The following is a 26,621-nucleotide window of genomic DNA, read 5'->3' as shown; positions in this document are numbered from 1 at the left end:
AGCGGGCAGCGGGCAGCGGGCAGCGGGCAGCGGGCAGCGGGCAGCGGGCAGCGGGCGATGGTACGGCCTAGTCGGCCGTCTCGTAGACGTCGAGCCGTCCGCACATTCCGAACCGGCCCCGTGCGGAGGGCGATTCGGCTCGTACGACGGCCGCGGCGAGGTGCGACGCGTCTCCCCGCTCCAGTCGGTCGAGCTGGTCCCCCGTCGCCGCGGCGGCGGCCTCGGCCCCGCGCCGCCACCGTTCGCGCCACTCCGTGAGGCGTGGCCGCACCAGGGCCGCGGCTGCCCGGTGGAACGCCGCGAGGGGCGCGGGTCCGTCCGCGTCGCGCAATGCGCGGTACCCCTCCAGGGCGAGATCACGCCGGGCGCGGGCGAAGCGCGCCTGCTCCTCCTCTGGCGCGTCCGCCGGGACGACGGTGGCCGCCGCGTAGGTCCCGGGATCGGTCAGGTACTCCGGGGGCAGGGTGATGACCGCGTCGCCCGCCTCCGGCAGGCCGTTGTTCTGCATGAGCACGGTGATGCACAGGTCGTGCTCGTTGACGAGGCGGTGGATCGTGCCCGGGGTGAACCAGGCGACCGTGCCGGGCACGAGCGGCGTCACCTCGTACCCCGATGCTGTCAGTGTCTGGACCGAGCCGCGTCCGCCGGTGACGACGTACGCCTCCGAACAGGTCAGGTGGAGATGGGGAGTTCCGCCGCACACGCCGTCGACCGCGCGCCAGTCGTACACCCGCAGATGCGACACGGCGACGGCTCCCGGTAGCCCGGGGAAGCCGGGAGTCACGGCGCTCACCAGGGGTGCTCCGCCAGGTACTTGACGATGTCCTCGCGTTCCCAGGCCCCTTCGGCGACGACCACCCGGTAGCGGCGGGTGAGGGTGTCGCCGGGCGCGAGTTCCAGTTCGTCGTAGAAGGCGAGGGACGGGGCGACAGCGGCGAAGGGTTCGTTGCGTACGAACCAGTGGGCCGGGTGGGCGCCCCGCGACCCGGTGTGGTCGTTCTCGGGCGCGTGCGCGAAGACGAGGGTGGCATGACCGTCGGAGCCGTCGTGCTCCGCCGAGTACGCGAGCCAGGGCGCCTGGCGCCCCATCAGCCCGGGTCCTTCGGAGTCCGGCCCGATGACCAGCCCGTCCCGGAAGGCGCGCGGTCCGCGCCAGAACAGGCCCGTATAGCCGGCCATCTCGCGCCCCGCGGTCGTCGGACTGCCGAAGCGCAAGAGCTCTTCGCGACGGTTGGTGATCGCGGAACTCCAGGTCAGCGCCCAGGAGCCCGCCCCGGGATCGACGTCGCGGACCTCGACGCGGCGCTCCTCGTCGGCCCACAGCTCACCGTCGTACGGATGCCAGGTGAGCCGCTCGGAGATGACCGCGCCACCGTCTGCCGCGGCGACCTCCGCGAAGGCGACGTGCGCCATCGACCCGACACGCTCCGGGAGTTCGAGATATCCCTGTCCGTGGACGTAGGTGTTGCCGCCCCACAGGTTCTGTCCGGAGAGGTGCGAGGCCGTCATCTGGAGGCCCTTGTGCCAGCGGTGGTCGTTCGGGCGGTAGTCCGTGACGACGTTGCCGGCCAGCGTCCGCAGCGGATGCAGATACGGCTTCGGTGACTCCCAGGCGGCCTCGGGCCGGTAGACGTAGTTCAACAGCTCGACGCCGGTGGAGACTTCACTGATCGAGATGCGCTCCCCGTGCGTGTGGACGATCCGCAGGCCGGACTCCGGCTCCTCGCTCATGCCCGGGCCTCCGCGCGTGCCGCCGCAGGCGCCTCGGCCACCTCGGGCGCCGCCGACTCGGGCCCGGCGGGTGTCCAGCCGGGCGCGCCGCCGTGCAGTGCCGTGTAGTACGGGTCTCCCGGACCGATCTCTCCCGCGCGGACGGTCGTGTCCGTGAACGCCGACTTGTAGAGCGCGGTGATCAGTTCCAGGCTGGTCCGCCCGTCGGCACCGCTGCTGCGCGGCCGTTCGCCCGCCCGCATGCCGGCGACGAGGTCCCGTAGCTGCGCGAGGTGCGAACTGGGCACGTCCGCGCCGAAATCCCGCCAGGCCGCGACGTCCGCCTCCGGCACGTCGGGCGCGGGGGTGATCCGCCAGTTGTCGTTGCCATGGCCGTACAGGTGGGTCAGCTCGACGGTGGCGCGCTCGCAGTCGACGCGGATGCGGCTGACCTCGTCGGGGCTCAGCACACTGTTGACGACGGTCGCCAGAGCGCCGTTCGCGAAGCGGACGAGGGCGGTCGAGACGTCCTCCGTCTCCACGTCGTGCACCAGACGACCGGCCATCGCGCGCACCTCGGTCCACGGCCCCAGCAGGTCCAGCAGCAGATCCATCTGGTGGATGCCGTGTCCCATCGCGGGCCCGCCGCCCTCGGTCGCCCAGCGGCCGCGCCAGGGGACGGCGTAGTAGGCGGCGTCGCGGTACCAAGTGGTCTGGCAGTGCGCGACGAGCGGCCGGCCCATCGCCCGCTCCGCGATCAGGCGCCGTACATGCCGGGCGCCCGAGCCGAAGCGGTGCTGGAAGACGATCGCGGCGTACGGCCCGCCGTCCGTGCCCTCCGCCGCCTCGACGGCGTCGAAGTCGGCGAGCGTCGGCACGGGCGGCTTCTCGCACCACACCCACGCGCCCGCCCGCAGCGCGGCGACGCTCTGCTCCCGGTGCAGGGTGGGCGGGGTGCAGACGGCGACCAGATCGGGCCGCTGTTCCACGAGCATCCGGTCCAGATCGGTGTACGCGTGCGGAATGCCCGCCTCGGCGCAGAACTGCCGGACCGCGCCCTCGGCGATGTCCACCGCGGCGACGATCTCCGTCTCGCCCTCCTCCGCGAGCCGGGCGAGTGCGGGGTGATGACTCCCGCGCGCGATGGCGCCCGCGCCGACGACGGCGACCCTGATGCGGCGACCGTCGAGGGGGGCGTTCGCGGCGCGGTTCGTAGAGGCCTGGGGGGCTGTTGCGGTACGGGATACGGTCATCTACCTGATCAGCGCTCCATCGGACGTGATGTCAGACGTCGGCCAGCGCATGGCTCCACCGGACGGACGCACATCTCCGAACGGACGCGAACGGTGGTAGCAAGCGCTTTCCCTGCCGCTGCAACGTAAGCGTCGGCCGGGCGGCCGGTCAACACCCCGGTCACCGTGCCATCGGGTGTCATCCCGCCCCGGCCGAACCTGGACGACACCCGATCCCTGACCTAAGCCGGATCGCGCCCGGTCCCTGAACGGACCCGGATCTCGCCGGACGCGGATCTGACGCGGCCAGGCCCGGATCGGAATCGGGCCGGGAATCGGGCCGAGCCCGGATCGGAATCCGGCCGGACCCGAACCTGACCCGACCGAGCCCGGATCGGAATCGGGTCGGCGACCGACCGCCACGACGGGACGATCACCGGGGGTATAACGACGCCGGGCACCCCGACGGCGCAGCATTCGCGGGAGCGGTCCCGGAACCCCTGTGGCCCGGGTCGGCGGGCGGAGGTTAGGCTGCCCTCAGCACCCATGATCACCTCGCACCGCGATCCGGCGTGCCCATCTCCCGTTCCACGATCAGCACTTGGACCGCGTAGCTTCATGTCTTGGTTTCAATCTCTCATCCTCGGACTCGTCCAGGGGCTGACCGAATTCCTTCCCGTCTCCTCCAGCGCGCATCTACGGCTGACGGCGGCGTTCGCGGGCTGGGAGGACCCCGGCGCGGCGTTCACCGCGATCACGCAGCTCGGAACGGAGGCGGCGGTGCTGATCTACTTCCGCAAGGACGTGGGAAGGATCCTGTCGGCATGGTTCCGCTCGCTCACGGACAAGGCGATGCGCGGCAACCACGACGCGAAGATGGGGTGGTTGGTCATCGTCGGCTCGATCCCGATCGGGGTGCTGGGGATCACGCTCAAGGACCAGATCGAGGGGCCGTTCCGCGATCTGCGGGTCACCGCGACCATGTTGATCGTGATGGGCGTCGTGCTAGGCATCGCCGACCGGCTCGCGGCACGCGACGAGACGGGCGGCAGGCAGCGGGCGGCCAAGCAGCGCAAGGTACTTGAGGACCTGAACACCAAGGACGGCCTGCTGTACGGCGTCTGCCAGGCGATGGCCCTGATCCCCGGGGTCTCCCGGTCCGGCGCGACCATCAGCGGCGGCCTCTTCATGGGCTACAGCCGTGCGGCGGCGGCCCGTTACTCCTTCCTCCTCGCCATGCCGGCCGTCCTCGCCTCCGGCACGTTCGAGCTCAAGGACGCGGCCGCTCAGGGCCATGTCTCGTGGGGGCCCACCATGTTCGCGACGATCATCGCCTTCGCGGTCGGCTACGCGGTGATCGCGTGGTTCATGAAGTTCATCTCCCACAAGAGCTTCATGCCGTTCGTCTGGTACCGGATCGTGCTCGGCTTCGTCATCATCGGGCTGGTCGGCACCGATGTCCTCAGCCCTCACGCAGCCGAATCCGCCGGCTGAGCCGACCCTTTCCCGGCTGCTCCTCATGGCGGAACCACGTGCCTGATCCCGGACCCGCTAGCAGAATCACGTGGCTGGACGGAGCGACGGGGGCCTGTCCTCCCAGCCGTCTCCGAGCCGTCCCCCACTCGCCGAAGTGACGGCGTTCGCCGCCGTGCAGGGCTGATCATTCGTCGTCGGCGACGAACGGCGCGGACGTCCCGGGCTTGATGGACCGCCACAGGTGCAGGTCGAGCGGCTTGCCGTCGAGGACCAGGAACATAGTCGCTCGCACGACCGGGTCACGGATGGCCCGCGCCGCGCGAGCGAATTCCCCGCGGTCTGCGCCGAGGTGGGCGATGCGCTGGAACGCGTGGTCCGCGACCGTCTCCACCGCGGCGGCGTCTCGCTCCAACCGCGCCACGACGCCGCGCACCCATGTGTCGAACTCGTCGGGCCCCTGCTCCAGCAGCGCGTCCAGGGGGCCCTTGCCGTCGGCCCCGAGCGCGGACACCTCCGTGACCGGGCAGCCAAGCGCCTTCGCCACGAGCTTCGGTGGCCGGCCGGCGAACCTCTGCATACCGAGGCAGCGCCAGATGTCCCGCTCGGTGATCCCGGTGAGCACCTTGTGGAGACGGACGTACTCGGCGAGCTTCGCCTTCACCCGCAGCCCGCCGGCGTAGCGGATGACATAGCCCTCGGCGTGCATGCCGTTCGTCCGCCGGCCGTCGGGGCGGGTGTCGGCCTCGGTGAGCTTCAGCAGTTCGGGCAGCGGGAGGGTGGGCCACGTACGGACGACGGAGCCGACGGACGCCCAGTCGCCGGCGGCGACGGCGAGCGGAGTCTCGGTGCCGTCCGGCTCGAACGCGGCCAGCAGCACCAGGTCTTGACGGTCCCCGTAGTCGACGACGATCCGGTTCTCCGGGTGGACGACCTCGGCGAGGTAGGTGGTTCCGCACTGGAGCCGGCTGGTGTCGTGGCCGTCGAGCCAGGCCTGCGCCCACCGCGCCTGCTCGCTGGTGAACGAGCCCTTCGTCGCGGCACACCACCGGCCGTCGTAGTGGAAGACGATGCCGAGCGATCCGTCGACCTTGTCGTACACCTCGAACGGTTCGCCGTCGGGGAGCGGCGGTGCGTACTCGCTGCCGAGCTGGTGCTCGCCGACATTGAAGAACTTCGGAAACGGCCGCGCCACGATGGCGCCGGTCCTGTCATCGGTGATCAGGCCGCGGCAATGGAGGGTGACCGGGGTCCAGGCGCGCTCGTACTGGCACGTTCTCGTGTACGTGAGGATGCGGAGCGGCAGAGACGGATGGGCCTTGCGTGTCACGTAGCCGTCCATGACGGCGGCCTCGAGGTCGCGAAGGCGGAACAGGTCAGAGAGCCGCATGGCAGCCTCCGCCCGCGCCCTCGGCCGACGCCCCGCTCGGCTTCTTCGCCGTAACGCCCGATGTCTTGTCCCGCCCACGCGACGAGACCACTGACGCGCCGGCCCGACAGCGTCGGCACATGCACGTGGAGATCGACACCGGCAGCACGGGGTGGGGCCGGCGGGTCGCGTGGCGGGCGAGGACGTCGGCCTGCGGCTCTGGCGGGCCGGACACGTCGGCCGCGGTCGGACGGCTGCTCACGTCGCTTCCTCTCGCATGACGGTGGGCGCCCGCAGCCCGCGGTGTCCGTCGACCCGGTCCACGTCGCCGGGATGACGCTGATCCTCCCGCCGGAGCAGGGATCGGCCAAGCGGATTTCGACCAGCGGGGAGCGAAGGCGCTGTAGGCCGTCTGGCCGAACACTTCTGCGGACTGCGCCGACGCGTTTTAGCGTGGTCTCCCCGACTGGAGGTGGAGCATGCCGAAGGCGCCGATGCTGGGCCGCTTGGGCACGGAAGCGCGCAGTGTGAAGTTTCCCGACGGCAGCCGCGGGATCATCCTCGTGAAGGCGGGAATCCCGCAGGACGAGGCTGACGCGCTCGCGGCGCGGGTCTGGGCGGAGAGAGCGGAGTCGGGCGGGCCGAACGGTTGAGCCCGCGACGGAACCACAGCCCCCCGGGATCGCTCCAGGGGGCTTTCGAGTGTGCGCTCGTCGCTGTCTCGCGTGGATGCGGACAGGGACGGGTCTGCGCGGTTCCCATCGCTTCGCCGCCCGAGGATCCGCTCGACCACGACTCCGGGATGTGCCCGGTCCGGCACGGCAGCGGGCATTCGCGGCAGGCGGGTCCGGCAGGCCGAGCGGTGCGGCCCACCCTCCGTCTTCTCCTTCGCCGGCTTCCTCCGGCAGGGCTTCGAAAGCGGTACGAGAGCGACGGCGTCGGGCCAGTGATCACGCCCGCCGATCCACTCGGCGGGTGCACGCCCGGCGACGATCTCGCAGAACGGTCATGCCGGTTCGGCCGTCGTGTGCTGCCTTCCGGGGATGGTGTCGCGTTGCGGCCCGCCCCCGTCGGTGCCGAACTGTCCACCCCGAGCCTCGAATACACCCACCCGGCGCGAGTCCACCACGCGACGCGAGCGCAGCGGCCCCACCCGACCCGACCGCCCCCACGCGGCAGGGATCTCCTCTGTTCCGCGCAGCTCGCACCGGCCCCGTGGACGTTTCCGTCCACCTGGTCGGTGCGGCGCCGACCAGGACAACTGAGGCCGCGAGAAGGGGAGTTCGGCGCGCAACTGGGCATCGGCCGGATTCGCGTGACGAAGCACATACGGCTTGAGTAGCCGCCCGGTAGCGCAGTGTCAGTCCTTGCGCCTAGGCTGGTGCGCATGTCCCCCGATGTCACTCCGCCTGGTTCCGTGCGGTCTGCCGCCGCGCTGAACGAACAGATCCGCTCCCTGTGGACGCGGACAGGCGGCTCTCTGTCCCCACAGGAGCGGGCGGAGTACGAGCTGTTGGTCGTGAAGTGGGCCGAGGCGATACGCGGCGAGATCATCGAGGCGGCGTAGGGCCTTTCGCGATTCCGGCGCGCACGGGCTCACCGCCCGCCGGACACCCTTAGCACCGCCCCCGTCGTGTACGACGCTTCGGGCGACATCAACCACGCGATGGCGGCGGCGATTTCCTGCGCCCCGCCGACGCGGCGCAGTGGAATCGACGAGGCGGCACGTTCGGCACGCCCCGGGTCACCCATGGTCGCGTGCATCTCGGTGTCGATCATGCCGGGCGCGACGGCGTTGACACGGATGCCGTCGGGGCCGAGTTCCTTGGCGAGTCCCGTGGTCAGCGCGTCGACGGCCGCCTTGCTCGCCGCGTAGTGCACGAATTCGCCGGGACTGCCGAGCGTGGCGGCCGCCGAGGTCACATTCACGATGGCGCCGCCCCCCAGGGCGGCCATGGACCGGGCGGCGCGCCGCGAACACAGCAGCGTGCCGAGCACATTGACCTCGATCACGCGTCGCAGATCCGCGGGGTCGGCGTCCGCGAGCCGCCCGAGCGGTCCGGTCACCCCGGCGTTGTTCACCAGCCCCGTCACCTGCCCCAACCGGTCCGCGGCCGTGTCGAAGAGCCGCTCGACGTCGGCCTCGTCGGAGGTGTCCACGCGTACCGTGGCACAGCGTGCCCCGGCCGCGCGGACGGCGGTCGCGGTCCGCTCGGCGGCCTCGCCGTCGCTCACGAAACCGACGACGACGTCGTGCCCGTCCGCCGCGAGCCGTTTACAGGTCGCGGCGCCGATCCCCCGGCTGCCACCCGTGACGATCGTGACGGGACGTGCCATATGAGCCTCCTGGAGTGGCAGACGGGTCACCGACGCATGAGCGGGGGTGACCGACATGGGTGGGAACACTTCCCGATCGGACCGGATCCCTATGGACGGGTCGTCCGCGGTCGATCATGGATCACCAACGATGGCAGATCCGCGCCGGCCCCGGCATGACGTCTCGGACTTCCAGGAACGGCTCGCCCGCGTACGAGTGCCGCCTCACCCACAAGACCGCACGGACCGTGCCGACCGCCCGGACCGTGCTGACCGATGCCGAATCGAACCCTGCCGGACACCGAATATCCCCGCACAGCCCCTTGGCGTGGCAGGCCCCGTGGCCAACACTGAGCCGATGACGCAGCGTGTGGAGCTCGCGACCGTGCTGGACCGGTTCGCCGTGGACGAGATCGTCACCGCGTACGCGGTGGCAGTGGACGACGGCGACTGGGAGGCGTACCGGGGGCTGTTCACACCGAAAGGCCGCGCCGACTACCGCTCGTCCGGCGGCGTCGAGGGCGACGCCACCGAGGTCGCCCGATGGCTTTCACAGAGCCTGGAACTGTTCGCGATGCGCCAGCATCTGATCGTCAACCGGCGTGTGCGGTTCGGCGTCCTGGATCAGGACACCGGCGACACGGCCGAGGTACAGGCGGACTACATCAATCCGATGCGGTTCGCGGGGCAGGACGGGGATTCCACCGCGCCCGACTTTGTGTGCGGCGGCCGTTACGCCTTCGGCCTGGTGCGCACCCACGACGGCTGGCGGCTGCGTCAGGTGGTCGTCCAGGAGAAGTGGCGCCGGATGCCGCAGCCCCGGCACGCGCCCGCGAACCCCTGAGCCATCGGTCGGCTTCCCCACCGATCCGGCGCGTTCCCGAACCGCCTCCAGGACTTGGGGCGCTTCCCTGCCGACGCGCCCCCTCCCGATCTCCCTGCCCCCTGTCGGAGATCGCCCCCGACGCGCACACTGGAGACACTGCGGGGCAGGGAGGCGAAGGATGAAGAGGCCCGACCGTGCGTTCGGCCCATGGCTGGTCTCCCCCTGGCGGCGCGGTGCCGTCGCCGCGCTGGCGGGCGCGCTGCCCGTGTTCGCCTTCCCCGCCCCGTCCTGGTGGTGGTTCGCGTACGTGGCGCTGGTGCCCTGGATCCTGCTGGCCCGCTCGGCCCCCACGGGCAGGCGTGCCGCGTACGACGGCTGGCTCGGCGGGTTCGGTTTCATACTGGCCGTGCACCACTGGCTGTTGCCGAGCCTGAATGTCTTCACGCTGGTCATAGCGGCACTGCTCGGCGCGCTGTGGGCCCCGTGGGGCTGGCTCGTCCGGCGGTTCCTGGCCGGGGTGCCGTCACCGGGCCAGGTCGGCGCCGCCCTCCTCGTCCTGCCGTCGGGGTGGCTGATGGTCGAACTCGCTCGGTCCTGGCAGGGCTTGGGCGGCCCCTGGGGTCTGCTCGGATCGAGTCAGTGGCAGGTGGGGCCCGCGCTGCGGCTGGCCTCGGTCGGCGGGGTGTGGCTGCTCAGCTTCCTGGTGGTGGCGGTCAACGTCGCGGTCGCCGTGCTGGTCTCGGTGCGTGAGTCCCGTATGCCCGCCGTGGCCGGACTGGTCGCGACGGCCGCCGCCACCTCGGCGGCCTGGGTGTGGTCGCCGCGCCCAGACGTCGACGGCCGGGTGCGGATCGCGGTCGTGCAGCCAGGTGTCGTGGACGGCAGCACGAGCGGCGACAAGCGCTTCGCGCGCGAGGAAGCCCTTACCCGGGAACTCGCGGGGCAGGGCGCCGACCTGGTCGTCTGGGGCGAGAGCAGCGTCGGCTTCGACCTGGCCGACCGGCCCGATCTGGCACACCGCATCGCGACGCTGTCCCACGAGGTCGGCGCCGACATCCTGGTGAACGTCGACGCGCGCCGCTCCGACCGGCCCGGGATCTACAAGAGCTCCGTCCTGGTGGGACCGCACGGTCCGACCGGCGACCGCTACGACAAGATGCGGCTGGTCCCGTTCGGCGAGTACGTGCCGGCGCGCTCCTTGCTCGGCTGGGCCACCTCGGTAGGCAAGGCCGCGGGCGAGGACCGCAGGCGGGGCACCGAGCAGGTGGTGATGAACGTCGGGCACGGGCTGCGCGTCGGCCCCATGATCTGCTTCGAGTCGGCGTTCCCCGACATGAGCCGCCACCTCGCCCAGGACGGCGCCGAGGTGCTGGTGGCCCAGTCCTCGACGTCGACGTTCCAGCACAGCTGGGCGCCCGAGCAGCATGCCTCGCTCGCCGCGCTGCGCGCCGCCGAGACCGGCCGCTCCATGGTGCACGCGACCCTCACCGGCGTCTCCGCCGTCTACGGGCCGGACGGCGAGCGCATCGGCTCCTGGCTCGGCACCGGCACGAGCAGCGCGATGGTCTACGAGGTGCCGCTGGCCCGGGGTGTCACGCCGTACGTCCGGTTCGGCGACTGGCCGGTGCACGGCGCGCTGCTGGTGATGGCGGCGCTGTGCGTGACGGAGGGCGCGCGCACGTTCAGGCTGCGGCGGACCGCTCCTCGACCGCTCGTACCACCCGCTCGCACAACTCGTGAGTCGCCAGCGCGTCCCGGGCGCTGAGCACCTTTCCCGCGCGCACGGCGTCGAGGAACGCGAGGACCGCCTGCTCGATACCGCGCTGTCTGGCCACCGGCACCCAGTCGCCGCGCCGTCGCACGGTCGGCTGCCCCTTGTGGTCGATCACCTCGGCGAGATTGACCACCTGACGCTTGGTGTCCTGGCCCGAGACCTCGAGGATCTCCTCGCTCGAGCCGCTCAGCCGGTTCATCACACCGAGTGCCGTGAATCCTTCTCCGGCGAGCTGGAGCACCACGTGGTGCAGCAGCCCGTCCTCGGCACGGGCCCGCACCGTCACGTCGTCGACCGGACCCGGCACCAGGAAGCGCAGGGTGTCGACGACGTGGATGAAGTCGTCGAGGACCATGGTGCGGGGCTCCTCGGGCAGCCCTGTGCGGTTCTTCTGCATCAGGATCAGCTCGCGCGGGTGTTCGACGCATTGTGCGTATCCGGGCGCGTGACGCCGGTTGAAGCCGACCGCGAGGCTGACGTTCCGCTCCTCGGCGAGCCGGACCAGCCGCTCCGATTCGGCCAGCTCGTACGCGAGCGGCTTGTCGACGTACGTCGGTACGCCCGCCTCCAGCAGACGCGCGACGATCTCCGGGTGGGCGACGGTGGCCGCGTGCACGAACGCGGCGTCGAGGTCCTGGGCCAGCAGGTCCGCCAGGTCGGTGTGGCGCTGCGCCCGCGGCAGGTGAAGGCCGTCGGCGACCCGGTCGAGCGTGGCGGGCGTCCGCGTCTGCAGATGCAGTTCGATCTCGGGCCGCACGCCGAGCACCGGCAGATACGCCTTCTGCGCGATGTCGCCGAGTCCGATGCAGCCGACCTTCACAGGGGTCTCCTTCAGTCGCCGACGCGGGTTCCGTCGGAAGCATACGGCCGCCGCGGCGGGCGCCGGTCGGCGATTCCGTCGGAGCTCCGCGGGAAGGGCGCGGGCCCCGCCTCGGACAAGGCCGTGAACGCCGTGCTGCGCAGGGCGATCACGGCGCGGTCGTCCATCCGTTGGTCCGGGCCGCCCAGAGGGCCTTACGGGCGACGGGTGCCTTGTTCGAGGTCCCCGGTCCCCCGAGTGGGCGGCCTGGTCTGCGGCCCGTGCCGGTTGGGGGTGGCGGACCACTCCCCGCGGAAGAGGGCCGCACCCCGGCCGAACCCGCGCACTTCGCACACCCCGCATACCCGGGGTACCCCGTGTACCCGGCGTACCCCGCACGCCCCGTGCACCCGGCGCACCCGGCGCACCCGGCGCACCCGGCGCACCCGGCGCACCCGGCAGCGTGTCAGCTCGCCGATGTCCGTGCCCGCCGGAGGAGCGGAAGGATCACCCGTGCGGGGCATCCTGAACTTCTCCGCTCCCCAAAGCGGTCCGGAACCAGCAGAGTTGCGTGGGTGTATCGAACGACGACGACCGCAACGCTCCTGGTCGCCGTGGCAGTCACCGCCCTCTCCGGCTGTGTGACCGTCCAGCGGCCGCCCGCCTCCGGCTCCCCTTCCGCCCCGTCCGGGCCCGCCGCGCCGCACCAGGACAGCAAAGAGAGGTCCCAGATCGTGCAGGCACCGGCCAGGGAGGCGCTGGAGCGCGTCGGTGCCTCGCACCAGCCCTCACCCGACACGGCGACCCGGCACCGGTCGGCTCCCCCACCGCAGGCCGTGGCACCCCCGGCCCCTCCGCGGCACGACCGCCCGGCCCCGCGTCCAGATCCGCGGCACGCGAAACCCCGCGTCGCCGGCCCGCCCGGCATCCCCGCCGTGCCGAAGCGGTCGGATGTGTGCGCCCTCGGCAGGAAATACGGGGGCTGGAAGGCGGACAGCCCGGAGGCGGTCATCTGTGTGAAGACGTACGGAAACTGACGGCGCCCGGCGACCCCGGCCAGGTTGCGACACCGGGGACCCGGTGCCCAGCGTCCCGCGCCCGGCACGAAAGGGCTCGGGACAGCGCCACCGTGCCCGGCAAGGCGGGGCTCAGGACCGCACCGCCTGCCGCCCACCGCGGGACGAGGCTCAGAACCCGAACCACCTGCCGCCCCGACGGGACGGGACATTGGACATCAGGGCCGCTGTCTTGGCGGTCCGAGTGTCTCGCCCCCGGGGCCGCCGAAGCGGTCGGGGCGGCCGGCCTCCGCCGAGGTGCCGGTGTCCTGGAGCCTCAGCTCCAGACGGCCGATCGCCGCGCGGACACCGTCCCCGTATCTGTCGTCCGCGAGGGCGCCGACCGCACCGCGGGCCCGGCGCAGATGAGTGCGGGCGGCCTCCGAGCGGCCGAGCTTCGCGTAGTCGGCGGCGAGGTTCAGATGCAGCGATGGGTAGAACGCGCGTACGGCAAGGGACTGATGGGGCTCGGCGACCCGGCCGTCGGCGAGCTCCTCGGCCGCCGCCAGGGCCCGCAGGTCCCACGCGAGTTCGTCCGCGGGGTCGTCCTGGGTGTCGGCCATGTAGTGCGCCAGCGTGCAGCGGTGCAGGGCGTCACCGCCTTCGCCGATCTCGCCCCACAGACTCAGGAAGCGACCGCGGGCCTCCTCGCGGTCACCGGCGTGGTGCAGCATGACGGCCTGTCCGATCCGGGTCATCATGGCGTCCGGCGCCGCCTGCTCCTGTTGCTCCGCCACCGCGTCCTCCAGGATCGTCACTGTCCCTCACGACGCTAACCGGAGCCACTGACAATCCCGCTCAGGCGCCCCCGTACGCCGCTGGGCCAGGCCGGTGACGGTCCCGCCCAGCGGCTCGGCGCTCAGCCCAGGTCCGGGATGCGCCAGTCGATCGGCTCATGGCCCTGGGCCGCCACGGCCTCGTTGATCTGCGTGAACGGACGCGAACCGAAGAACTTCTTCGCGGACAGCGGCGAGGGGTGCGCCCCCTTCACCACCACATGCCGCTCCTCGTCGATCAGCGGGAGCTTCTTCTGCGCGTAGTTGCCCCACAGCACGAAGACCGCCGGGTCGGGGCGGTCGGCCACCGCGCGGATGACCGCGTCCGTGAATTTCTCCCAGCCCTTGCCCTTGTGCGAGTTCGCCTCGCCGGAGCGCACGGTCAGCACCGCGTTGAGCAGCAGCACGCCCTGCTCGGCCCACGGCATCAGATAGCCGTTGTCCGGGATCGGGGTGCCCAGCTCCTCCTTCATCTCCTTGTAGATGTTCCGCAAGGACGGCGGGGTCTTCACTCCAGGACGGACCGAGAAGCACAGGCCGTGCCCCTGCCCCTCGCCGTGGTACGGATCCTGACCGAGAACCAATACCTTCACCCGCTCGTACGGCGTGGCGTCGAGCGCGGCGAAGACCTCCTCCCGCGGAGGGTAGACGGGACCCTTCGCCCGCTCCTCCTCGACGAACTCGGTGAGTTCCTTGAAGTAGGGCTGCTGCAGCTCCTCACCCAGGACGCCGCGCCAGGACTCGGGCAGCATGGCGATATCGGTCACGTCAACTTCCTTCGATGTGCGATGACTTCCAGACCACAGAACCTACCGTCGAGCACTGACAATCGGTTCGTCGCCCGCGTCGAGGCCGTAGGCCCGGTACCGTGTGCCCCCACGGCGCGCCGCCGACCGGCGGCACGGGGTTCTTCCGGCAGCCGGTCCCGGGCCCGCTACCAGCTCGGTTTGCGGTCCAGCTCCCACATCGTCATGATCGTCGACGGGTCCAGTGCCCGCTCGCCGCCCGAGATCTCCTCGTTCGCGGCCACGTACTGCCTGCCCTGCCACAGGGGCAGCAGCCGGGCGTCGTCGACGAGGATCTGCTGGGCCTCCTCGAACTCCTTGACCACCGCCGCGCGATCGCGCACGGCGCGCGACTCGGGCAGCAGGCGGCCGGTGATCCGCGGGGCCGGATAGGGCGTCCCGAGGGCATTCTGCTCGCCGACGAAGGGGGCGATGAAATTCTCGGCGTCGGGGAAGTCGGGGAACCAGCCGCGGCCGAACACCGGGTACTCGCCGGCGCGGTAGCCCGCTTCGTACGTCTTCCAGGGACGGCTCTTGAGCGTGACGGTGAACAGGCCGGAGCGTTCGAGCTGGCTCTTGAGTTCGCGGAACTCCGGGGCGGTCTCGGAGCCGTAGCGGTCGGTCGTGTACCAAAGGGTGAGCGGGACACGTCCGTTGATGTGCGCGTCGAGCAGGATCTTGCGGGCCTTGGACGGGTTGGGGTTGCCGTACTGGTCGAAGTAGCCGGTGGTGTGCCCGGTCAGACCCGCGGGGACCATCGAGTAGAGCGGGTCGACGGTGTTCCTGTAGACCTTGTGCGCGATGGCCGGCCGGTCGACGATCTGGGCGATCGCCTTGCGGACGGCGGGCTTTCCGGCCCACGGATCCTTCGGGTTGAAGACCAGATAACTGATCTCGGTGCCCGCGCCGTCGAGGAGCTGGATGTCCTTCCCGTCGCCGTGGCCCTGCAGGGCGACGATGTCCGAAGCGGCGAGGCCGCGGTAGGTGACGTCGATCTTCTTGTCCTTCAGGGCCCCGACCAGCTGGGCCGAGTCCTGGAAGTAACGGATCGTCACCGCGTTGTTCTTGCGCTCGGCGAAGCCGTCGTAGTGGTCGTTCCTGACGAGTTCGGCCTGCTTGCCCTCCGTGTAGGAGCGCAGGCTGTAGGGCCCGGAGCCGAAGACCTTGGTGTCCTTGCGCAGGGCGTCGGCGGGGTATTCGTCGGGGTCGACGATCGACATCGCCGGCGTGGCCAGGACGAACGGGAAGGTGGCGTCCGGCTTGTTGAGGTGGAAGACGACCTCGCGCTTGCCCAGGACCTGGACCCGGTCGAGGCTGCCGAGCAGACCGGCGGGACCGCCGCGTACACCGATCGTCCTGATCCGGTCGATGGAGTACTTGACGGCCGACGCGTCGAGCGGGTCACCGTCGGAGAACTTCATGTTCGGACGCAGTACGCAGCGGTAGACGCGATTGGTTCCATCCGTGAACCTGCACTTCTCGGCGGCGTCGGGCTGCGGGGTGACCGAGCCGGTCGGATAGCCCAGCAGCGTCTGGTAGATGTTGCGGAACAACTCCCACGAGCCGTCCCAGGAAGCAGCCGGGTCCAGGGTGCTGGGGGCGCTCGTGGTGCCCACCACGATCGGCCCCTTGTCGGCCGGCGATCCCGAGGAGAGAACGCCACACCCGGCCACCAGGGTTATGGACGTGATCGCCGCCAGCTGTCGCAGGCATCGGTTCCGGTTGAACACGCGCACGCTCCTCGATCCGCCGTACCAAGGGTCGGCAGACCATACCGCAGTGCCCCGCCGGGGGAACCGTGTTCCCGGCAGGGCACTTGATCAGCACGTTTGTGACTACGTTGTCAGAGTTCTGTGAAAGCGTCGACGCTCCGGAAATCCGGCCCCGCGTCGCTCGGCGCGGGCAGGCTCTTTGTCGACTACCGACAAAAGGCCGGTCGGACGTTCCCCGCGCGCGTGGAACGTCCGACCGGCCCTCGGGTCATTCCACTCCGGCGTTGAGGAACATTCCGCCGTCGACCACGAGCGTCTGACCGGTGACCCAGTCCGACTGCTGCGAGGTCAGGAACGCGGCGGCTCCGCCGATGTCGGAGGGCACGCCGAGCCGGCCGAGCGGGTAGGCCGCGGCGGCCTCCGCCTCACGGCCCTCGTAGAGTGCGGCCGCAAACCTCGTCTTCACCACGGCGGGCGCGATGGCGTTGACCCGCACCTTGGGCGCGAACTCGTGCGCCAGCTGCACCGTCAGGTTGATCATCGCGGCCTTGCTGATGCCGTACGCGCCGATGAACGGCGAGGGCGCGAGGCCGGCGACCGAGGCGATGTTGACGATCGCGCCGCCGTTCTCGCCCTGCCAGGCCTTCCAGGTCTGCTGGGCGAAGCCGAGCGCGGAGACGACGTTGGTCTCGAAGACCTTGCGCGCCACATTGAGGTCCAGCTCGGCGATCGGCCCGAACACCGGGTTCGTACCGGCGTTGTTGACCAGGAAGTCGACGCGGCCGAAGGCCTCCATGGTGCGCTCCACGGCGACGGCCTGATGGGCCTCGTCGTGGGCCTTGCCGGCCACACCGATGACGCGGTCGGCACCGAGCGTCTCGATGGCCTCCTTGAGGGCGTCCTCGTTGCGGCCGGTGATGCAGACCCGGTCGCCGCGGGCGACCAGGGCCTCCGCGACGCCGTAGCCGATGCCGCGGCTCGCACCCGTGATGAGCGCGACCTTGCCCGAGAGTTCGGGGAGCGTGGTCATGTGCTTTTCCCCCGCGCCTAGTTGAGCGGTCCGCCGGCCACGTACAGCACCTGGCCGGAGACGAATCCGGCGGCCTCGCCGGTGAAGAAGGCGATGCTGTTGGCGATGTCGTCGGGGTTGCCGACGCGCTGCACGGGGATCTGGGTGGCGGCCGCGGCCTGGAAGTCGTCGAAGTCCATCCCGACGCGGGCGGCGGTGGCGGCGGTCATGTCGGTGACGATGAAGCCGGGCGCCACGGCGTTCGCGGTCACGCCGAACTTGCCGAGCTCGATGGCCAGGGTCTTGGTGAGGCCCTGGAGACCGGCCTTGGCGGTGGAGTAGTTGGCCTGGCCGCGGTTGCCCAGCGCCGAGGACGAGGACAGGTTGACGATACGGCCGAACTTGGCGTCGACCATGTGCTTCTGGCAGGCCTTCGCCATCAGGAAGGCGCCGCGCAGGTGCACGTTCATGACGGTGTCCCAGTCGGACGCGCTCATCTTGAACAGCAGGTTGTCGCGGAGGACGCCCGCGTTGTTCACCAGGATGGTCGGCGCGCCGAGCTCCTCGGCGATCCGTGCGACGGCGGCCTCCACCTGGGCCTCGTCGGAGACGTCGCAGCCGACCGCGAGGGCCTTGCCGCCGGCCGCGGTGATCTTCTCCACGGTGTCCTTGCACGCGGCCTCGTCGAGGTCGATCACCGCGACGGCGCGGCCTTCCGCGGCCAGTCGTACGGCGGTCGCGGCGCCGATGCCGCGCGCGGCACCGGTGACTACGGCGACGCGCTGCTCAGTGGTGGACATTGCTGGTTCTCCTCGCCCTTGGAAAAGCCGGCCCAAGCCCGGCCAAGCTGTCTCGACACCCTTGCGGAGTCTTCGGGGGTCCCGGAAGACCCGCGGCTCTCACGGTACGCCCGTCCAGTGAGCGACCGCTTAGTACCTTCAGCAGACGTGACGCTAGAAGCCCTGGCACGCGGTGTCAACGGCACACCGCGCCCATGTGATCCATTACCTGACCAGGAGCTGGAGCAACCGCTCGGTCTCGACCCGCGGATCGGCGGTCAGGCCGGTGTGCACGGGACCCGGCTGGACCACCGTCGAGCGCGGCGCGATCAGCCAGCGAAAACGCCGTCCGGCGTCGTCGTTCGCCGCTTGACCAGCGGCGTTTCCTCCGGCGCAGACAGCTTCGACAGCGCGCAGCGCGGCCCGTACGCCCACCACGTCCGCGTCCGGGTCGAGCGCGAACAGCTTGTTCTCGTCCAGATGGGTACGGGCCGCGACGAACGAGTGGGCGCGGCAGTACACCAGCACGCCCGCGTTGAAGCACTCGCCGCGCTCGACCCGCGGCACCACGCGCAGCAGCGCGTACTCGAAGACGTCCCGCTCGCTCACCTGTCCCCCTCGATGCCGGCGAGGCCCTTGATCCGCTCGTGGATGACGCCGGCGCGTGCCAGCAGCGGCCGCGCGTAGGCCCGCCGCAGCGCGTCCGCCGAGTCGAAGCCGGGTTCGCCCGCCAGCCAGGCGTCGGGGATCTCGGCGGTGACCTCGGCGAGCAGGTCCTCGGTGACCAGCGGGGCCAGCTCGGCGGCCGCCGAGGCGATGTCCGGCCCGAAGGGGGCGAGTGCGTGGTCGGAGATGTCGTACGGCTTGGCGGCGGAAGCTTCCGCGCCCGGCCAGTGGTGATGCCAGATCATCGTGGCGCCGTGGTCGATGAGCCACAGGTCGCCGTGCCACATCAGCAGGTTGGGGTTGCGCCAGGAGCGGTCGACGTTGTTCACCAGGGCGTCGAACCAGACGATCCGGCCGGCGTCCTCGGCGCTCACCTCGAAGGCGAGCGGGTCGAAGCCGATGGCGCGGGAGAGGAAGTCCATCCCGAGGTTCGGGCCGCCGCTCGACTTCAGCAGTTCCTGGACCTCCTGGTCCGGTTCACCGAGCCCGAGGACCGGGTCGAGGCCGATCGTCACCAGGCCGGGCACCCGCAGACCGAGCCGGCGGGCGAGTTCACCGCAGACGACCTCCGCGACGAGCGTCTTGCGCCCCTGTCCGGCGCCGGTGAACTTCATGACGTACGTCCCGAGGTCGTCGGCCTCGACGAGTCCCGGCAGCGAGCCGCCCTCACGCAAGGGCGTGATGTAGCGGGTGGCGTTCACTTCCTTGAGCATCGCCCCAGGTTACTGGGATGGTCCCGTGCGGCGGACGCAATCCGGGGGCGGCGGCCGGAGCGGCCCCCGGGATCTGCGGCAGCGGCGGATCGTGATCGCGGCGGCTCGGCTGTCGGAACGCTGTCGATCCGGTCAAGAAGTCTCCATTCCCTGAACAGCGCGCACGGCCGGACCGTACCTCTGAGCAGATCCAGATCATGTCCGCTGAAGGGAAAGCCAGCATGACCAGCGAATCGCTTCACCCCGCACAGGCACCGGCCCGGCGCACCGTCGTGGCGGCGGTCGGCGCGACAGGGCTCGCCGTCGCGCTGACCGCGTGCGGGGCGGACGACAAGGCCTCCAACACCGTGGGCTCCGGCAACGGCGCGAGCGGCGGGACCTCGGGCGGCGGCGACAACGGCGCGGCCGGGAACGCGGGCGGCACGGAACTCGCCAAGACCGGCGACATCCCGGAGGGCGGTGGCAAGGTCTTCGCCGACAAGGGCGTCGTGGTGACCCAGCCGACGGCGGGCACCTTCAAGGCCTTCTCGTCCAAGTGCACCCACCAGGGCTGTGCGGTCAAGGACATCGCGAACGGTGTCATCACCTGTCCCTGCCACAACAGCCAGTTCTCCGCGACCGACGGAAGTGTGAAGAAGGGGCCCGCGACTAGCGCGCTGGCCGCCGCCAAGATCACCGTCGACGGGGACTCGATCAAGCTCGCCTGACGCCGACCGCCGACCGCTCGGAACGTCAGTGTCAGCGTCGTCGTCGCTTGAAGCAGGCGAGCACGTCGTCGGTGGTCGTGATCGTGGCGACCAGCGCGAGCGTGTTGCGGACCATTGCGGGGGTGTACTCGGAGGGCACCCCCGCGATGGCGTCCGCCGGCACGACGACGGTGTAGCCGCGGTTCACGGCGTCGAACACGGCGTTGGGGATGGCGATGTTGGCCGATACTCCGGTCACGACGAGGGTGCGGCAGCCCAGGTTGCGCAGCAGCGGGTCGACGTCGGTGCCCGCGATCGGCGACAGACCGTGCAGCCGGCGTACGACGAAGTCCTCCTCGGCGACCTCGATGGGTGGCGCGATCCGCACCGCCGTCGTCCCGGTCAGCTGCTGCACCGGCAGCCGCTCGGCCGCGCGGAACAGCCGGGCATTGCGGTTCGCGCCGCGGCCGTCCGGACGGCGTTCGGCGACCGCGTGGATCACCTGCACCCCGCTCTCGTGCGCGGCTGCGACCAGCCGGGCGACCCGGGTGAGCGCTCCGGACGACCGTGCTTCCTTGGCGAGTTCGGGCAGCGCGCTGTCCTGGCCCACGACACCCTGTTGGCACTCCACGGTGAGCAGTACCGTGCCGACGGGGTCGAGGAGTTCACTGAGTTGCTCGAACGACGGCATGACTCTCCTTGTCGTCGCGGTTCGGGACGGGCGAGCGTAACGACCATTGCGATAGGGCGGAAGACGCCTCATGCTTTCCTGACGGAGCGTCAGGAACCTTTGCAGGAACCCTTGTCCGGGTACGGAACGGGCCGGCCCCGCGGGGCCGGCCCGGGACACGGCCGGTACGAGGAGCGGCCCGGGGCGGGCCGCCGACACAGCTCGGCACGGACAGAGCCGATTCACAGAAGAAGAGGGGACCGTATGGCCGTCACCCAGCGCAGAGGCCGGAAGATCATGATGACCCCGGGTGAACTGGACGAGTTCCTCACCACTCAGCGCACCTGCCGCGTCGCCTCCGTGTCGAAGGACGGAGTCCCGCATGTGAGTGCCCTCTGGTTCACCTGGGACGGCACCTCGCTGTGGCTGTACTCGGTGGTGCGCAGCAAGCGCTGGGTGCAGCTGCGGAACGATCCGCGGGTCGCCGTGGTGATCGACTCCGGTGAGGAGTACGGGGAGTTGCGGGGCGTCGAGCTGTCCGGCACGGTGGAGTTCGTCGGCGAGTTCCCGCGCACGGGGGAACTGTGCGCCGAACTCGACGTCCCGGAGACCCTGTTCGCCCGCAAGAACTTCGGCCTGGAGGAGATGCCGCACGACGGCCGGCACGCCTGGATGCGGCTGACACCGGACGCGATCGCCTCGTGGGACTTCCGCAAGCTCCCCCCGATGTAGGACCTGTCCGGTCGATCACGGCGGAGACGTGGGGTGCGGCCCGCCCTTCCCGGCCCCTTACTCGACGGCCTCACCGGCCCTGCGCAAGGCGTCCACCGCCGCCCTGATCGACGGCCGGCGGTCGGCGTCGGCCCGCCAGACGACGTAGACATGGCGGCGCACACGCTGACGGACCGGCACCGTGACGACTCCCTCGGGCATCGGATGGCGCCCGAGGAGCGGGGCCACGCACACGCCGAGCCCGGCGGCGACGAGTGCGAGCTGGGTGTGCGTCTCCGCGGCACGGTGCCCGATGTGCGGTTCGACGCCCTGGGAGCGCAGCGTCAACATCAGCCACTCGTGACAGAACTCGCCCTCGCCCCAGGTGATCCACTCGTCGTCGGCGAAGTCCCCGAGGTCCACCTCGTCGCGGCCCGCGAGCCGATGGCCGGCCGGCATCGCCACATCGGCCGGGTCGTCGAGGATCGACGCCTTCACCAGACCGTCGGGCAGCGGCATCGGCTTGTTGTACCAGTCGAGCACGACCGCGAGGTCCAGGTCCCCGCGCACCACCCCCGCGACCCCGGCCTCCGGCTCCAGCTCGCTGGAGCGCACCCGCAGTCCGGGGTGGTCGGCGCGCAGCTCGGCGAGCGCCGCCGGGAACAGTCCGCGCGCCGCGGTCGGGAACGCGGACAGCCGCAGCTCGCCGACCACCTGACCGCGCTGCGCCTCCAGGTCGGACTGCGCGAGCTCGACCTGGGACAGGATGCGCGCCGCGTGCTCGGCCAGGAGCCGCCCGGCGTCGGTGAGGCGCACTCCCCTGCCGTTCTTGGCGAGCAGTTGCTGTCCCACCTCGCGCTCCAGCTTGGACATCTGCTGGGAGACGGCCGAGGTGGTCACGTGCAGTCCCTCGGCCGCGCCGCTCACCGAGCCGTGCCGGGCCAGGGCGTCGAGGGTGCGCAGTCGCTCCAGATTCAACATGTAAGCAATGCTACGAGATATCGCTTGAGTATTCTCGCTTGTGCTACGAGATTGTTCTGCCTCATTGTTGACCCCATGAGCACCGTCGCCTCCCCTCGCCCCGTCACGCCGACCGGCGTCGCACCCCGCCGTCGCACCGCCCTCGACTGGCGGATCCGCTTCGGCGTCCTCTCGCTGATCTGGGGCTTCAGCTTCCTGCTCATCAAGGTCGGCACGGAGGGCTACGCGCCGTTCCAGGTCACCTTCGGGCGGCTGCTGTTCGGGACCGCGGTGCTCGCGGCGGCGATGGCGGTGAAGCGGGAGCGGCTGCCGCGCGGCGCGCGGACATGGGGACACCTCGCGGTCGCGGCCTTCCTGCTGAACGCGTTGCCGTTCTCCCTCTTCGCCTACTCCGAACTGACCATCCCCTCCACACTCGCGGGCATCTGCAACGCGACGTCGCCGCTGTGGGGCATGGCCCTGTCCCTGGTCGCCCTGTCCGAGGACCGGCCGACCCGGCTCAGAGTGGCCGGTCTCGGCATCGGCTTCCTCGGCGTCCTGACGGTCCTCGGCATCTGGCAGGGCTTCCACGGCCTGGACGCCACGGGCACGGCGATGGCCCTGCTGGCCTCGCTGAGCTACCCGGTCGGCTGGATATACGTCCGCCGGACGCTGGCCGGCACCGGCCACTCGCATCTGTCGATGACCGGCGCCCAACTGCTCCTGGCCACCGCCCAACTGGCCCTCGTCACGCCGCTGTTCACCACGTTTCCGAGCCATGTCGCGTGGGTGCCGCTGCTCGCGATAGCCGCCCTGGGGGCCCTCGGCACCGGTCTGGCCATGCTCGTCCAGTACGGCATCGTCGCCGAGGTCGGCCCGACGACGGCGCAGATGGTCACGTACTTCATCCCGGTCATCGCCACCGCCGCCGGTGTCGCGATTCTCGGCGAGTCGCTGGCCTGGTCGACGCCGGTCGGCGCGGTGATCGTCCTCGCGGGCGCGGCCCTCACCCAGGCGAAGCCGCGCCGCTGACGCCGACGGCACCCGCCGTCCCGGCCCCCACGACACCCGCCGCCAGAAACGCCCGCCACCCGTCGTACGGTGCCCCCACGCCCCCGCCGTACGTGCCCCACGCCACCCGCCGTCCTGGCCCGCGCCACCCGCCGTCCGGGCTTCGACGACGGCGGCACCTCAGATGTAGCGGCGTGCGGGTGCCGGTCCCACGGCTGACGCGACGGCGTCCGCGAGCGGCTCGGTGTCCTCGGGCCGAAGCGTCGAGACGGTGATCCGGATGCCCGGCGGCGCGTTCATCCGGAAGCGGGCGCCGGGCGCGACCGCCCAGCCGGCGTGCAACAGCCGGGAGACAGCCCCGGTCTCGTCCGGGACGGGGATCCAGACGTTCATCCCGCTGCGCCCGTACGCGTCGACACCGCGCGCCTTCAAGGCGTCGATCAGCGTGTCTCGGCGCGACCCGTACGCGGCCGCGACGGCACCGACGTCGACCGTGCCGGAGGTCCACAGGTGGACCACGGCCTTCTGGAGCAGGCGGCTCACCCAGCCGGGGCCGAGCCGCTGCCGCCCGTGCACGCGGTCGACGGTGACGGGGTCGCCGGTGAGCACGGCGAGCCGGAGATCGGGCCCGTACGCCTTGGCGACGGAGCGCACGAAGGCCCAGCTGTGCGTGACTCCGGCGAGGGGATGCAGGGGCAGGTCGACGATCTGGTGACCGTGGTCGTCCTCGATCAGCAGGGTCCCCGGGTACTCCCGGAGCACGGAACGCAGGGCACGCGCGCGCGGGGCCGTGACCGCGGCACCGGTGGGATTCTGCGCCCGGTCGGTGACGATCAGGGCCCGCGCCCCGGCCTCCAGCGCGCGCCGTACGTCCGCCGGAAGCGGACCCTCGTCGTCGACACCGACCCCGACCGTCCGCAGCCCGAGCGCCGGGACGAGGTCGAACAGGCTGCCCCAGCCGGGGTCCTCGATGGCAATGGCGTCGCCGGGTCTGAGATGGGCCATCAGGACGCGCTCGATGGCGTCGAGCGATCCGGAGGTGACGACGACAGGCCCCTCGGGCACTCCGTCCGCGTCGAGGCCGGCGCGGGCGAGGCGCTCCAGCTCCGGTTCGACGGCGTCCTCCCCGTACTGCACGGGATGCCGGTCGGACTGCCGTGCCGCTGCCGCGAAGGCGTCGGCGAGGGCGGGCAGCAGGGCGGGATCGGGATTGCCCTCGCCCATGTTCCGCACGCCCTCGGGCACCTCGACGCGAAGGTACTCACGCCCGGTGGTGGCCGGCTTCGGGCGCACCCGGCTGCCCCGTCGGCCGGCGGTCTCGATGACCCCGCGCTCGCGCAGGGTGCGATAGGCGGCCGCGACCGTATTCGCGTTGACCCCGAGCTCTTCCGCCAACTCCCGCATCGACGGCAGCAGTTGACCCGGCTCCAGGTCCCCCGACCCCACCGCCCGCTCGACGCTGGCGGCGATGTCGGCTGCGCGACGCCCTTCGATCCGATACTCTCCTAGCACAAAAGAGATTATGCACTAGTGCAATGGAGAAGGCAATGCCGGAGACGAGTACCCAGCCGAGGACGACGGGGTCCGCTGCCTACACCCCGACCGACCGCACTGTTCCCACCCGCTCCAAGGAACGCGCCGCGTACGACCACAAGTTGGTGCACGCGATACTCGACGAGGGGTACGTCTGCCACCTCGGCTTCGTCCGCGACGGCGCGCCGATCGTCCTGCCCACGCTGTACGCGCGGGTCGGCGAGCGGCTCTACGTGCACGGCTCGACGGGTTCACGCCCGCTGCGGATGACCGGCCAGGCCGATCCCGGGCTGGCCGTCTGCCTGACCGTGACCCACGTCGACGGACTGGTGCTGGCCCGCTCGGCCTTCCACCACTCGATGAACTACCGCTCCGTGGTGGTGCACGGCATCGCCCACCAGGTGACGGACCCCGACGAGAAGCGCCTGGCACTGGACGCGCTGGTCGACCACGTCGTCCCCGGCCGATCGGGCGACTCCCGCCGGGCCAACGCCAAGGAACTCGCGGCCACCGCCGTGATCAGCCTGGATCTGGACGAGGTCTCCGCGAAGCTGCGCACCGGCGGCCCGAGCGACGAGCCCGAGGATCTCGCCCTCCCCCACTGGACCGGCGTGGTCCCGCTGACCAAGGGACACGGCACCCCGGTCCCGGCGGACGACCTGGCCCCGGGCATCGACCTCCCCGACTACCTGACAGCGCCGTGAGAACCCGAGCCGATCTTTACCCGGACCTGAACGAGGACCTGGACGTGGACCAGGGCGTTGACGTGGACCTGGACGTGGACCAGGCAGCGAGCGGATGAGCCGGGTGCGGGTCCGCACGGACCCGCACCCGGCAGGCACGGCCGCATACCGGGCGCCCCGGACGAGCACCGGCCCCTGCTCGGACCGGCGCCGGTGCTTCGTCACCCGAGCGCCACCTCCCTCCTGGGTCGCACCCGAGCACCGCCGTCCCCTGCCGCCTCACACGAGAAGCGCCTCCGCGGGCGCCGCGCGCCGTTCGGCCCCCGCGGCACGTGCCTCCGCCACCGCGAGGCCGGCGACCGAGCCGAGCATGAGCAGGGTGCCGGCGAGCGTCGGCAGGGTGAGCCGCTCGCCGAGCAGAGCGACGGCGAGCGCGGCCGCGCTGACCGGCTCCAGGAGCATGATCACGGACACGGTCGCTGAGCGGACGACGGCGGCGCCGGCGAAGAACAGGGCGTAGGCCAGCGCTGTGGGGACGGCGGCGATGTACGCCAGCAGTGCCAGCACATGGGCCGGCTGCGCGGCGTGCGGGATCAGCCCCTCGGCCAGCCCGAACGGCAGCAGGCAGACGGTGGTGACGGCGAACGTCCACACCGTCGTGCCGGACCCGTCGACGCGGCCGTCGCGCCCCCACCATCGGGTGAGCAGAGTCATCGCGGAGTATCCGGCCGCGGACAGGACCGCCAGCACGACACCCCCGGGGCGCACGGTGGCACCCTCGCCGCCCAGGACCAGCACGCCGAGCCCGGTCAGCGCCCCGACGACCGCGACGCTCCCGCCCCGGCCGATCCGCTCCCCCATGGTCAGCCGGGCGCCGAGCGCGATGAGGACGGGCCCGGCACCCAGGGTGACGACGGTCGCCACCGCGAGGCCGGTCGCCTCGACTGCGGCGAAGTAGGCGGTCTGGAAAACAGCCAGCCCGAGGCCGGTCAGACCGATGCGCAGCGCTTTGCGGCCGAGCGGCTCCCGCACGGCGGGGCGGCCCGCGCGCCGGCCGGGCCGAAAGCTCGGGCGAGGGCGAAGGCGTACGGCGAGGAGCAGGGCGAGTCCGCCCGCACAGCGCCAGAAGGACAGGGCGATCGGTCCCATGTCACTGGCCCGGTAGACCAGTGACGCGGCGGCGCCCGCGGTGCCCCAGGCGGCACCGGCGACGATCAGATACAGCAGGCCTCGCCCGACGGGCAGGCCGACAGCGGTGTTCGACACGTGTTCTCTCCGCAGATCCGCAGAAGTCAGAAGTTCAGGAAGGGACCGCGTCGCAGCCCGTGCCATGAGGGCAGGGGCGTACGGAAAGGTCCTCGGACTTCTTCTGC

27 protein-coding genes are annotated in these 26,621 nt (G+C 71.3%); 10 read left to right on the top strand and 17 right to left on the bottom strand.

Annotated elements, in window-relative coordinates:
• Positions 1-67: 67 nt before the first annotated feature.
• Genes ACZ4N5_RS17975 through ACZ4N5_RS17965 form a run of 3 tightly spaced genes read right to left on the bottom strand, consistent with a single transcriptional unit; the run spans position 68 to position 2,963 of the window.
• A complete protein-coding gene (locus tag ACZ4N5_RS17975) occupies positions 68-796 on the bottom strand; it encodes a cupin domain-containing protein (protein WP_467758269.1) in 729 nt (242 codons plus the stop codon).
• Positions 790-1,731, bottom strand: coding sequence for a DUF6807 domain-containing protein (locus tag ACZ4N5_RS17970; RefSeq protein ID WP_467758031.1), 942 nt, complete (start codon positions 1,729-1,731; stop codon positions 790-792). The genes ACZ4N5_RS17975 and ACZ4N5_RS17970 overlap by 7 nt, the downstream gene beginning before the upstream one ends.
• Positions 1,728-2,963, bottom strand: a complete 1,236-nt coding sequence (locus ACZ4N5_RS17965; RefSeq protein ID WP_467758030.1) for a Gfo/Idh/MocA family protein — start codon at positions 2,961-2,963, stop codon at positions 1,728-1,730. Before ACZ4N5_RS17965 ends, ACZ4N5_RS17970 begins: the two co-directional genes overlap by 4 nt.
• 597 nt (positions 2,964-3,560) lie before the next feature.
• Between ACZ4N5_RS17965 and ACZ4N5_RS17960 the strand changes: the two genes are divergently transcribed.
• Positions 3,561-4,436: an undecaprenyl-diphosphate phosphatase gene (locus ACZ4N5_RS17960; RefSeq protein WP_467758029.1), complete on the top strand. Its 876-nt coding sequence runs from the start codon at positions 3,561-3,563 to the stop codon at positions 4,434-4,436.
• Between the two features lie 166 nt (positions 4,437-4,602).
• On the opposite strand, the gene ACZ4N5_RS17955 is transcribed toward ACZ4N5_RS17960, so the two are convergent.
• Entirely contained in the window at positions 4,603-5,805 is a 1,203-nt protein-coding gene (locus ACZ4N5_RS17955; protein ID WP_467758028.1) for a T4 RnlA family RNA ligase, read from the bottom strand.
• A 458-nt stretch (positions 5,806-6,263) separates the two neighbouring features.
• On the opposite strand from ACZ4N5_RS17955, the gene ACZ4N5_RS17950 reads away from it, so the two are divergent.
• Positions 6,264-6,437 carry a hypothetical protein gene (locus ACZ4N5_RS17950; protein ID WP_467758027.1) on the top strand — a complete coding sequence of 58 codons (174 nt, stop codon included), beginning with the start codon at positions 6,264-6,266 and terminating at the stop codon, positions 6,435-6,437.
• A gap of 734 nt (positions 6,438-7,171) precedes the next feature.
• Positions 7,172-7,351, top strand: a complete 180-nt coding sequence (locus ACZ4N5_RS17945; protein WP_467758026.1) for a hypothetical protein — start codon at positions 7,172-7,174, stop codon at positions 7,349-7,351.
• Positions 7,352-7,380: 29 nt separating this feature from the next.
• Here the strand turns inward: ACZ4N5_RS17945 and ACZ4N5_RS17940 are convergent, their stop codons facing one another.
• Entirely contained in the window at positions 7,381-8,121 is a 741-nt protein-coding gene (locus ACZ4N5_RS17940; protein WP_467758025.1) for an SDR family NAD(P)-dependent oxidoreductase, read from the bottom strand.
• A gap of 337 nt (positions 8,122-8,458) precedes the next feature.
• Here ACZ4N5_RS17940 and ACZ4N5_RS17935 point away from each other — a divergent pair, with 337 nt between their 5' ends.
• Complete coding sequence (locus ACZ4N5_RS17935) at positions 8,459-8,944, top strand: nuclear transport factor 2 family protein (protein WP_467758024.1); 486 nt, start codon at positions 8,459-8,461, stop codon at positions 8,942-8,944.
• Between the two features lie 160 nt (positions 8,945-9,104).
• Positions 9,105-10,691, top strand: coding sequence for an apolipoprotein N-acyltransferase (lnt, locus tag ACZ4N5_RS17930; RefSeq protein ID WP_467758023.1), 1,587 nt, complete (start codon positions 9,105-9,107; stop codon positions 10,689-10,691).
• Here the strand turns inward: lnt and ACZ4N5_RS17925 are convergent.
• Positions 10,609-11,520 carry a Gfo/Idh/MocA family protein gene (locus ACZ4N5_RS17925; protein ID WP_467758022.1) on the bottom strand — a complete coding sequence of 304 codons (912 nt, stop codon included), beginning with the start codon at positions 11,518-11,520 and terminating at the stop codon, positions 10,609-10,611. The genes lnt and ACZ4N5_RS17925 overlap by 83 nt on opposite strands.
• Before the next feature lie 554 nt (positions 11,521-12,074).
• Here ACZ4N5_RS17925 and ACZ4N5_RS17920 point away from each other — a divergent pair.
• Positions 12,075-12,536 (top strand): hypothetical protein, encoded by a 462-nt coding sequence (locus ACZ4N5_RS17920; RefSeq protein WP_467758021.1) that lies wholly within the window; start codon positions 12,075-12,077, stop codon positions 12,534-12,536.
• 197 nt (positions 12,537-12,733) lie between these two features.
• Here ACZ4N5_RS17920 and ACZ4N5_RS17915 read toward each other — a convergent pair whose 3' ends face one another.
• The 7 genes from ACZ4N5_RS17915 to ACZ4N5_RS17885 all read right to left on the bottom strand — a co-directional run bounded on the left by ACZ4N5_RS17915 (position 12,734) and on the right by ACZ4N5_RS17885 (position 18,994).
• On the bottom strand, positions 12,734-13,291 hold the full coding sequence (locus ACZ4N5_RS17915; RefSeq protein WP_467758268.1) for a hypothetical protein: 558 nt from the start codon (positions 13,289-13,291) through the stop codon (positions 12,734-12,736).
• A 122-nt stretch (positions 13,292-13,413) separates the two neighbouring features.
• On the bottom strand, positions 13,414-14,097 hold the full coding sequence (locus ACZ4N5_RS17910) for a uracil-DNA glycosylase (protein ID WP_351133963.1): 684 nt from the start codon (positions 14,095-14,097) through the stop codon (positions 13,414-13,416).
• A gap of 167 nt (positions 14,098-14,264) precedes the next feature.
• Positions 14,265-15,845, bottom strand: coding sequence for an ABC transporter substrate-binding protein (locus ACZ4N5_RS17905; RefSeq protein WP_467758020.1), 1,581 nt, complete (start codon positions 15,843-15,845; stop codon positions 14,265-14,267).
• Positions 15,846-16,095: 250 nt separating this feature from the next.
• Positions 16,096-16,857, bottom strand: coding sequence for an SDR family oxidoreductase (locus ACZ4N5_RS17900; RefSeq protein WP_467758019.1), 762 nt, complete (start codon positions 16,855-16,857; stop codon positions 16,096-16,098).
• 17 nt (positions 16,858-16,874) lie between these two features.
• The gene (gene fabG / locus ACZ4N5_RS17895; RefSeq protein WP_328556799.1) at positions 16,875-17,636 is read right to left on the bottom strand and encodes a 3-oxoacyl-ACP reductase FabG; all 762 of its coding nucleotides are present in this window, start codon (positions 17,634-17,636) and stop codon (positions 16,875-16,877) included.
• Between the two features lie 204 nt (positions 17,637-17,840).
• Entirely contained in the window at positions 17,841-18,224 is a 384-nt protein-coding gene (locus ACZ4N5_RS17890; protein ID WP_467758018.1) for a DUF3037 domain-containing protein, read from the bottom strand.
• Complete coding sequence (locus tag ACZ4N5_RS17885; RefSeq protein WP_467758017.1) at positions 18,221-18,994, bottom strand: HipA family kinase; 774 nt, start codon at positions 18,992-18,994, stop codon at positions 18,221-18,223. The genes ACZ4N5_RS17890 and ACZ4N5_RS17885 overlap by 4 nt, the downstream gene beginning before the upstream one ends.
• A 221-nt stretch (positions 18,995-19,215) precedes the next feature.
• On the opposite strand from ACZ4N5_RS17885, the gene ACZ4N5_RS17880 reads away from it, so the two are divergent.
• Entirely contained in the window at positions 19,216-19,701 is a 486-nt protein-coding gene (locus ACZ4N5_RS17880) for a Rieske (2Fe-2S) protein (protein WP_467758016.1), read from the top strand.
• A gap of 31 nt (positions 19,702-19,732) precedes the next feature.
• Here ACZ4N5_RS17880 and ACZ4N5_RS17875 read toward each other — a convergent pair whose 3' ends face one another.
• Positions 19,733-20,371 (bottom strand): cysteine hydrolase family protein, encoded by a 639-nt coding sequence (locus ACZ4N5_RS17875; protein ID WP_467758015.1) that lies wholly within the window; start codon positions 20,369-20,371, stop codon positions 19,733-19,735.
• Positions 20,372-20,614: 243 nt separating this feature from the next.
• On the opposite strand from ACZ4N5_RS17875, the gene ACZ4N5_RS17870 reads away from it, so the two are divergent.
• Positions 20,615-21,082, top strand: coding sequence for a pyridoxamine 5'-phosphate oxidase family protein (locus ACZ4N5_RS17870; protein WP_081223215.1), 468 nt, complete (start codon positions 20,615-20,617; stop codon positions 21,080-21,082).
• Between the two features lie 57 nt (positions 21,083-21,139).
• On the opposite strand, the gene ACZ4N5_RS17865 is transcribed toward ACZ4N5_RS17870, so the two are convergent.
• Positions 21,140-22,042, bottom strand: a complete 903-nt coding sequence (locus ACZ4N5_RS17865; RefSeq protein WP_467758014.1) for a LysR family transcriptional regulator — start codon at positions 22,040-22,042, stop codon at positions 21,140-21,142.
• Between the two features lie 75 nt (positions 22,043-22,117).
• Between ACZ4N5_RS17865 and ACZ4N5_RS17860 the strand changes: the two genes are divergently transcribed.
• Positions 22,118-23,053, top strand: coding sequence for a DMT family transporter (locus tag ACZ4N5_RS17860; RefSeq protein ID WP_467758013.1), 936 nt, complete (start codon positions 22,118-22,120; stop codon positions 23,051-23,053).
• Positions 23,054-23,212: 159 nt separating this feature from the next.
• Here the strand turns inward: ACZ4N5_RS17860 and ACZ4N5_RS17855 are convergent, their stop codons facing one another.
• A complete protein-coding gene (locus ACZ4N5_RS17855; protein ID WP_467758012.1) occupies positions 23,213-24,544 on the bottom strand; it encodes an aminotransferase class I/II-fold pyridoxal phosphate-dependent enzyme in 1,332 nt (443 codons plus the stop codon).
• Between the two features lie 35 nt (positions 24,545-24,579).
• On the opposite strand from ACZ4N5_RS17855, the gene ACZ4N5_RS17850 reads away from it, so the two are divergent.
• Positions 24,580-25,269: a pyridoxamine 5'-phosphate oxidase family protein gene (locus ACZ4N5_RS17850; protein ID WP_467758011.1), complete on the top strand. Its 690-nt coding sequence runs from the start codon at positions 24,580-24,582 to the stop codon at positions 25,267-25,269.
• 258 nt (positions 25,270-25,527) lie between these two features.
• On the opposite strand, the gene ACZ4N5_RS17845 is transcribed toward ACZ4N5_RS17850, so the two are convergent.
• A complete protein-coding gene (locus tag ACZ4N5_RS17845) occupies positions 25,528-26,514 on the bottom strand; it encodes a DMT family transporter (RefSeq protein WP_467758010.1) in 987 nt (328 codons plus the stop codon).
• Positions 26,515-26,621 lie beyond the last annotated feature (107 nt).

It is taken from the genome of Streptomyces sp. NPDC026500, from assembly GCF_055567635.1.
This window is presented reverse-complemented; position numbering and strand designations above follow the sequence as displayed.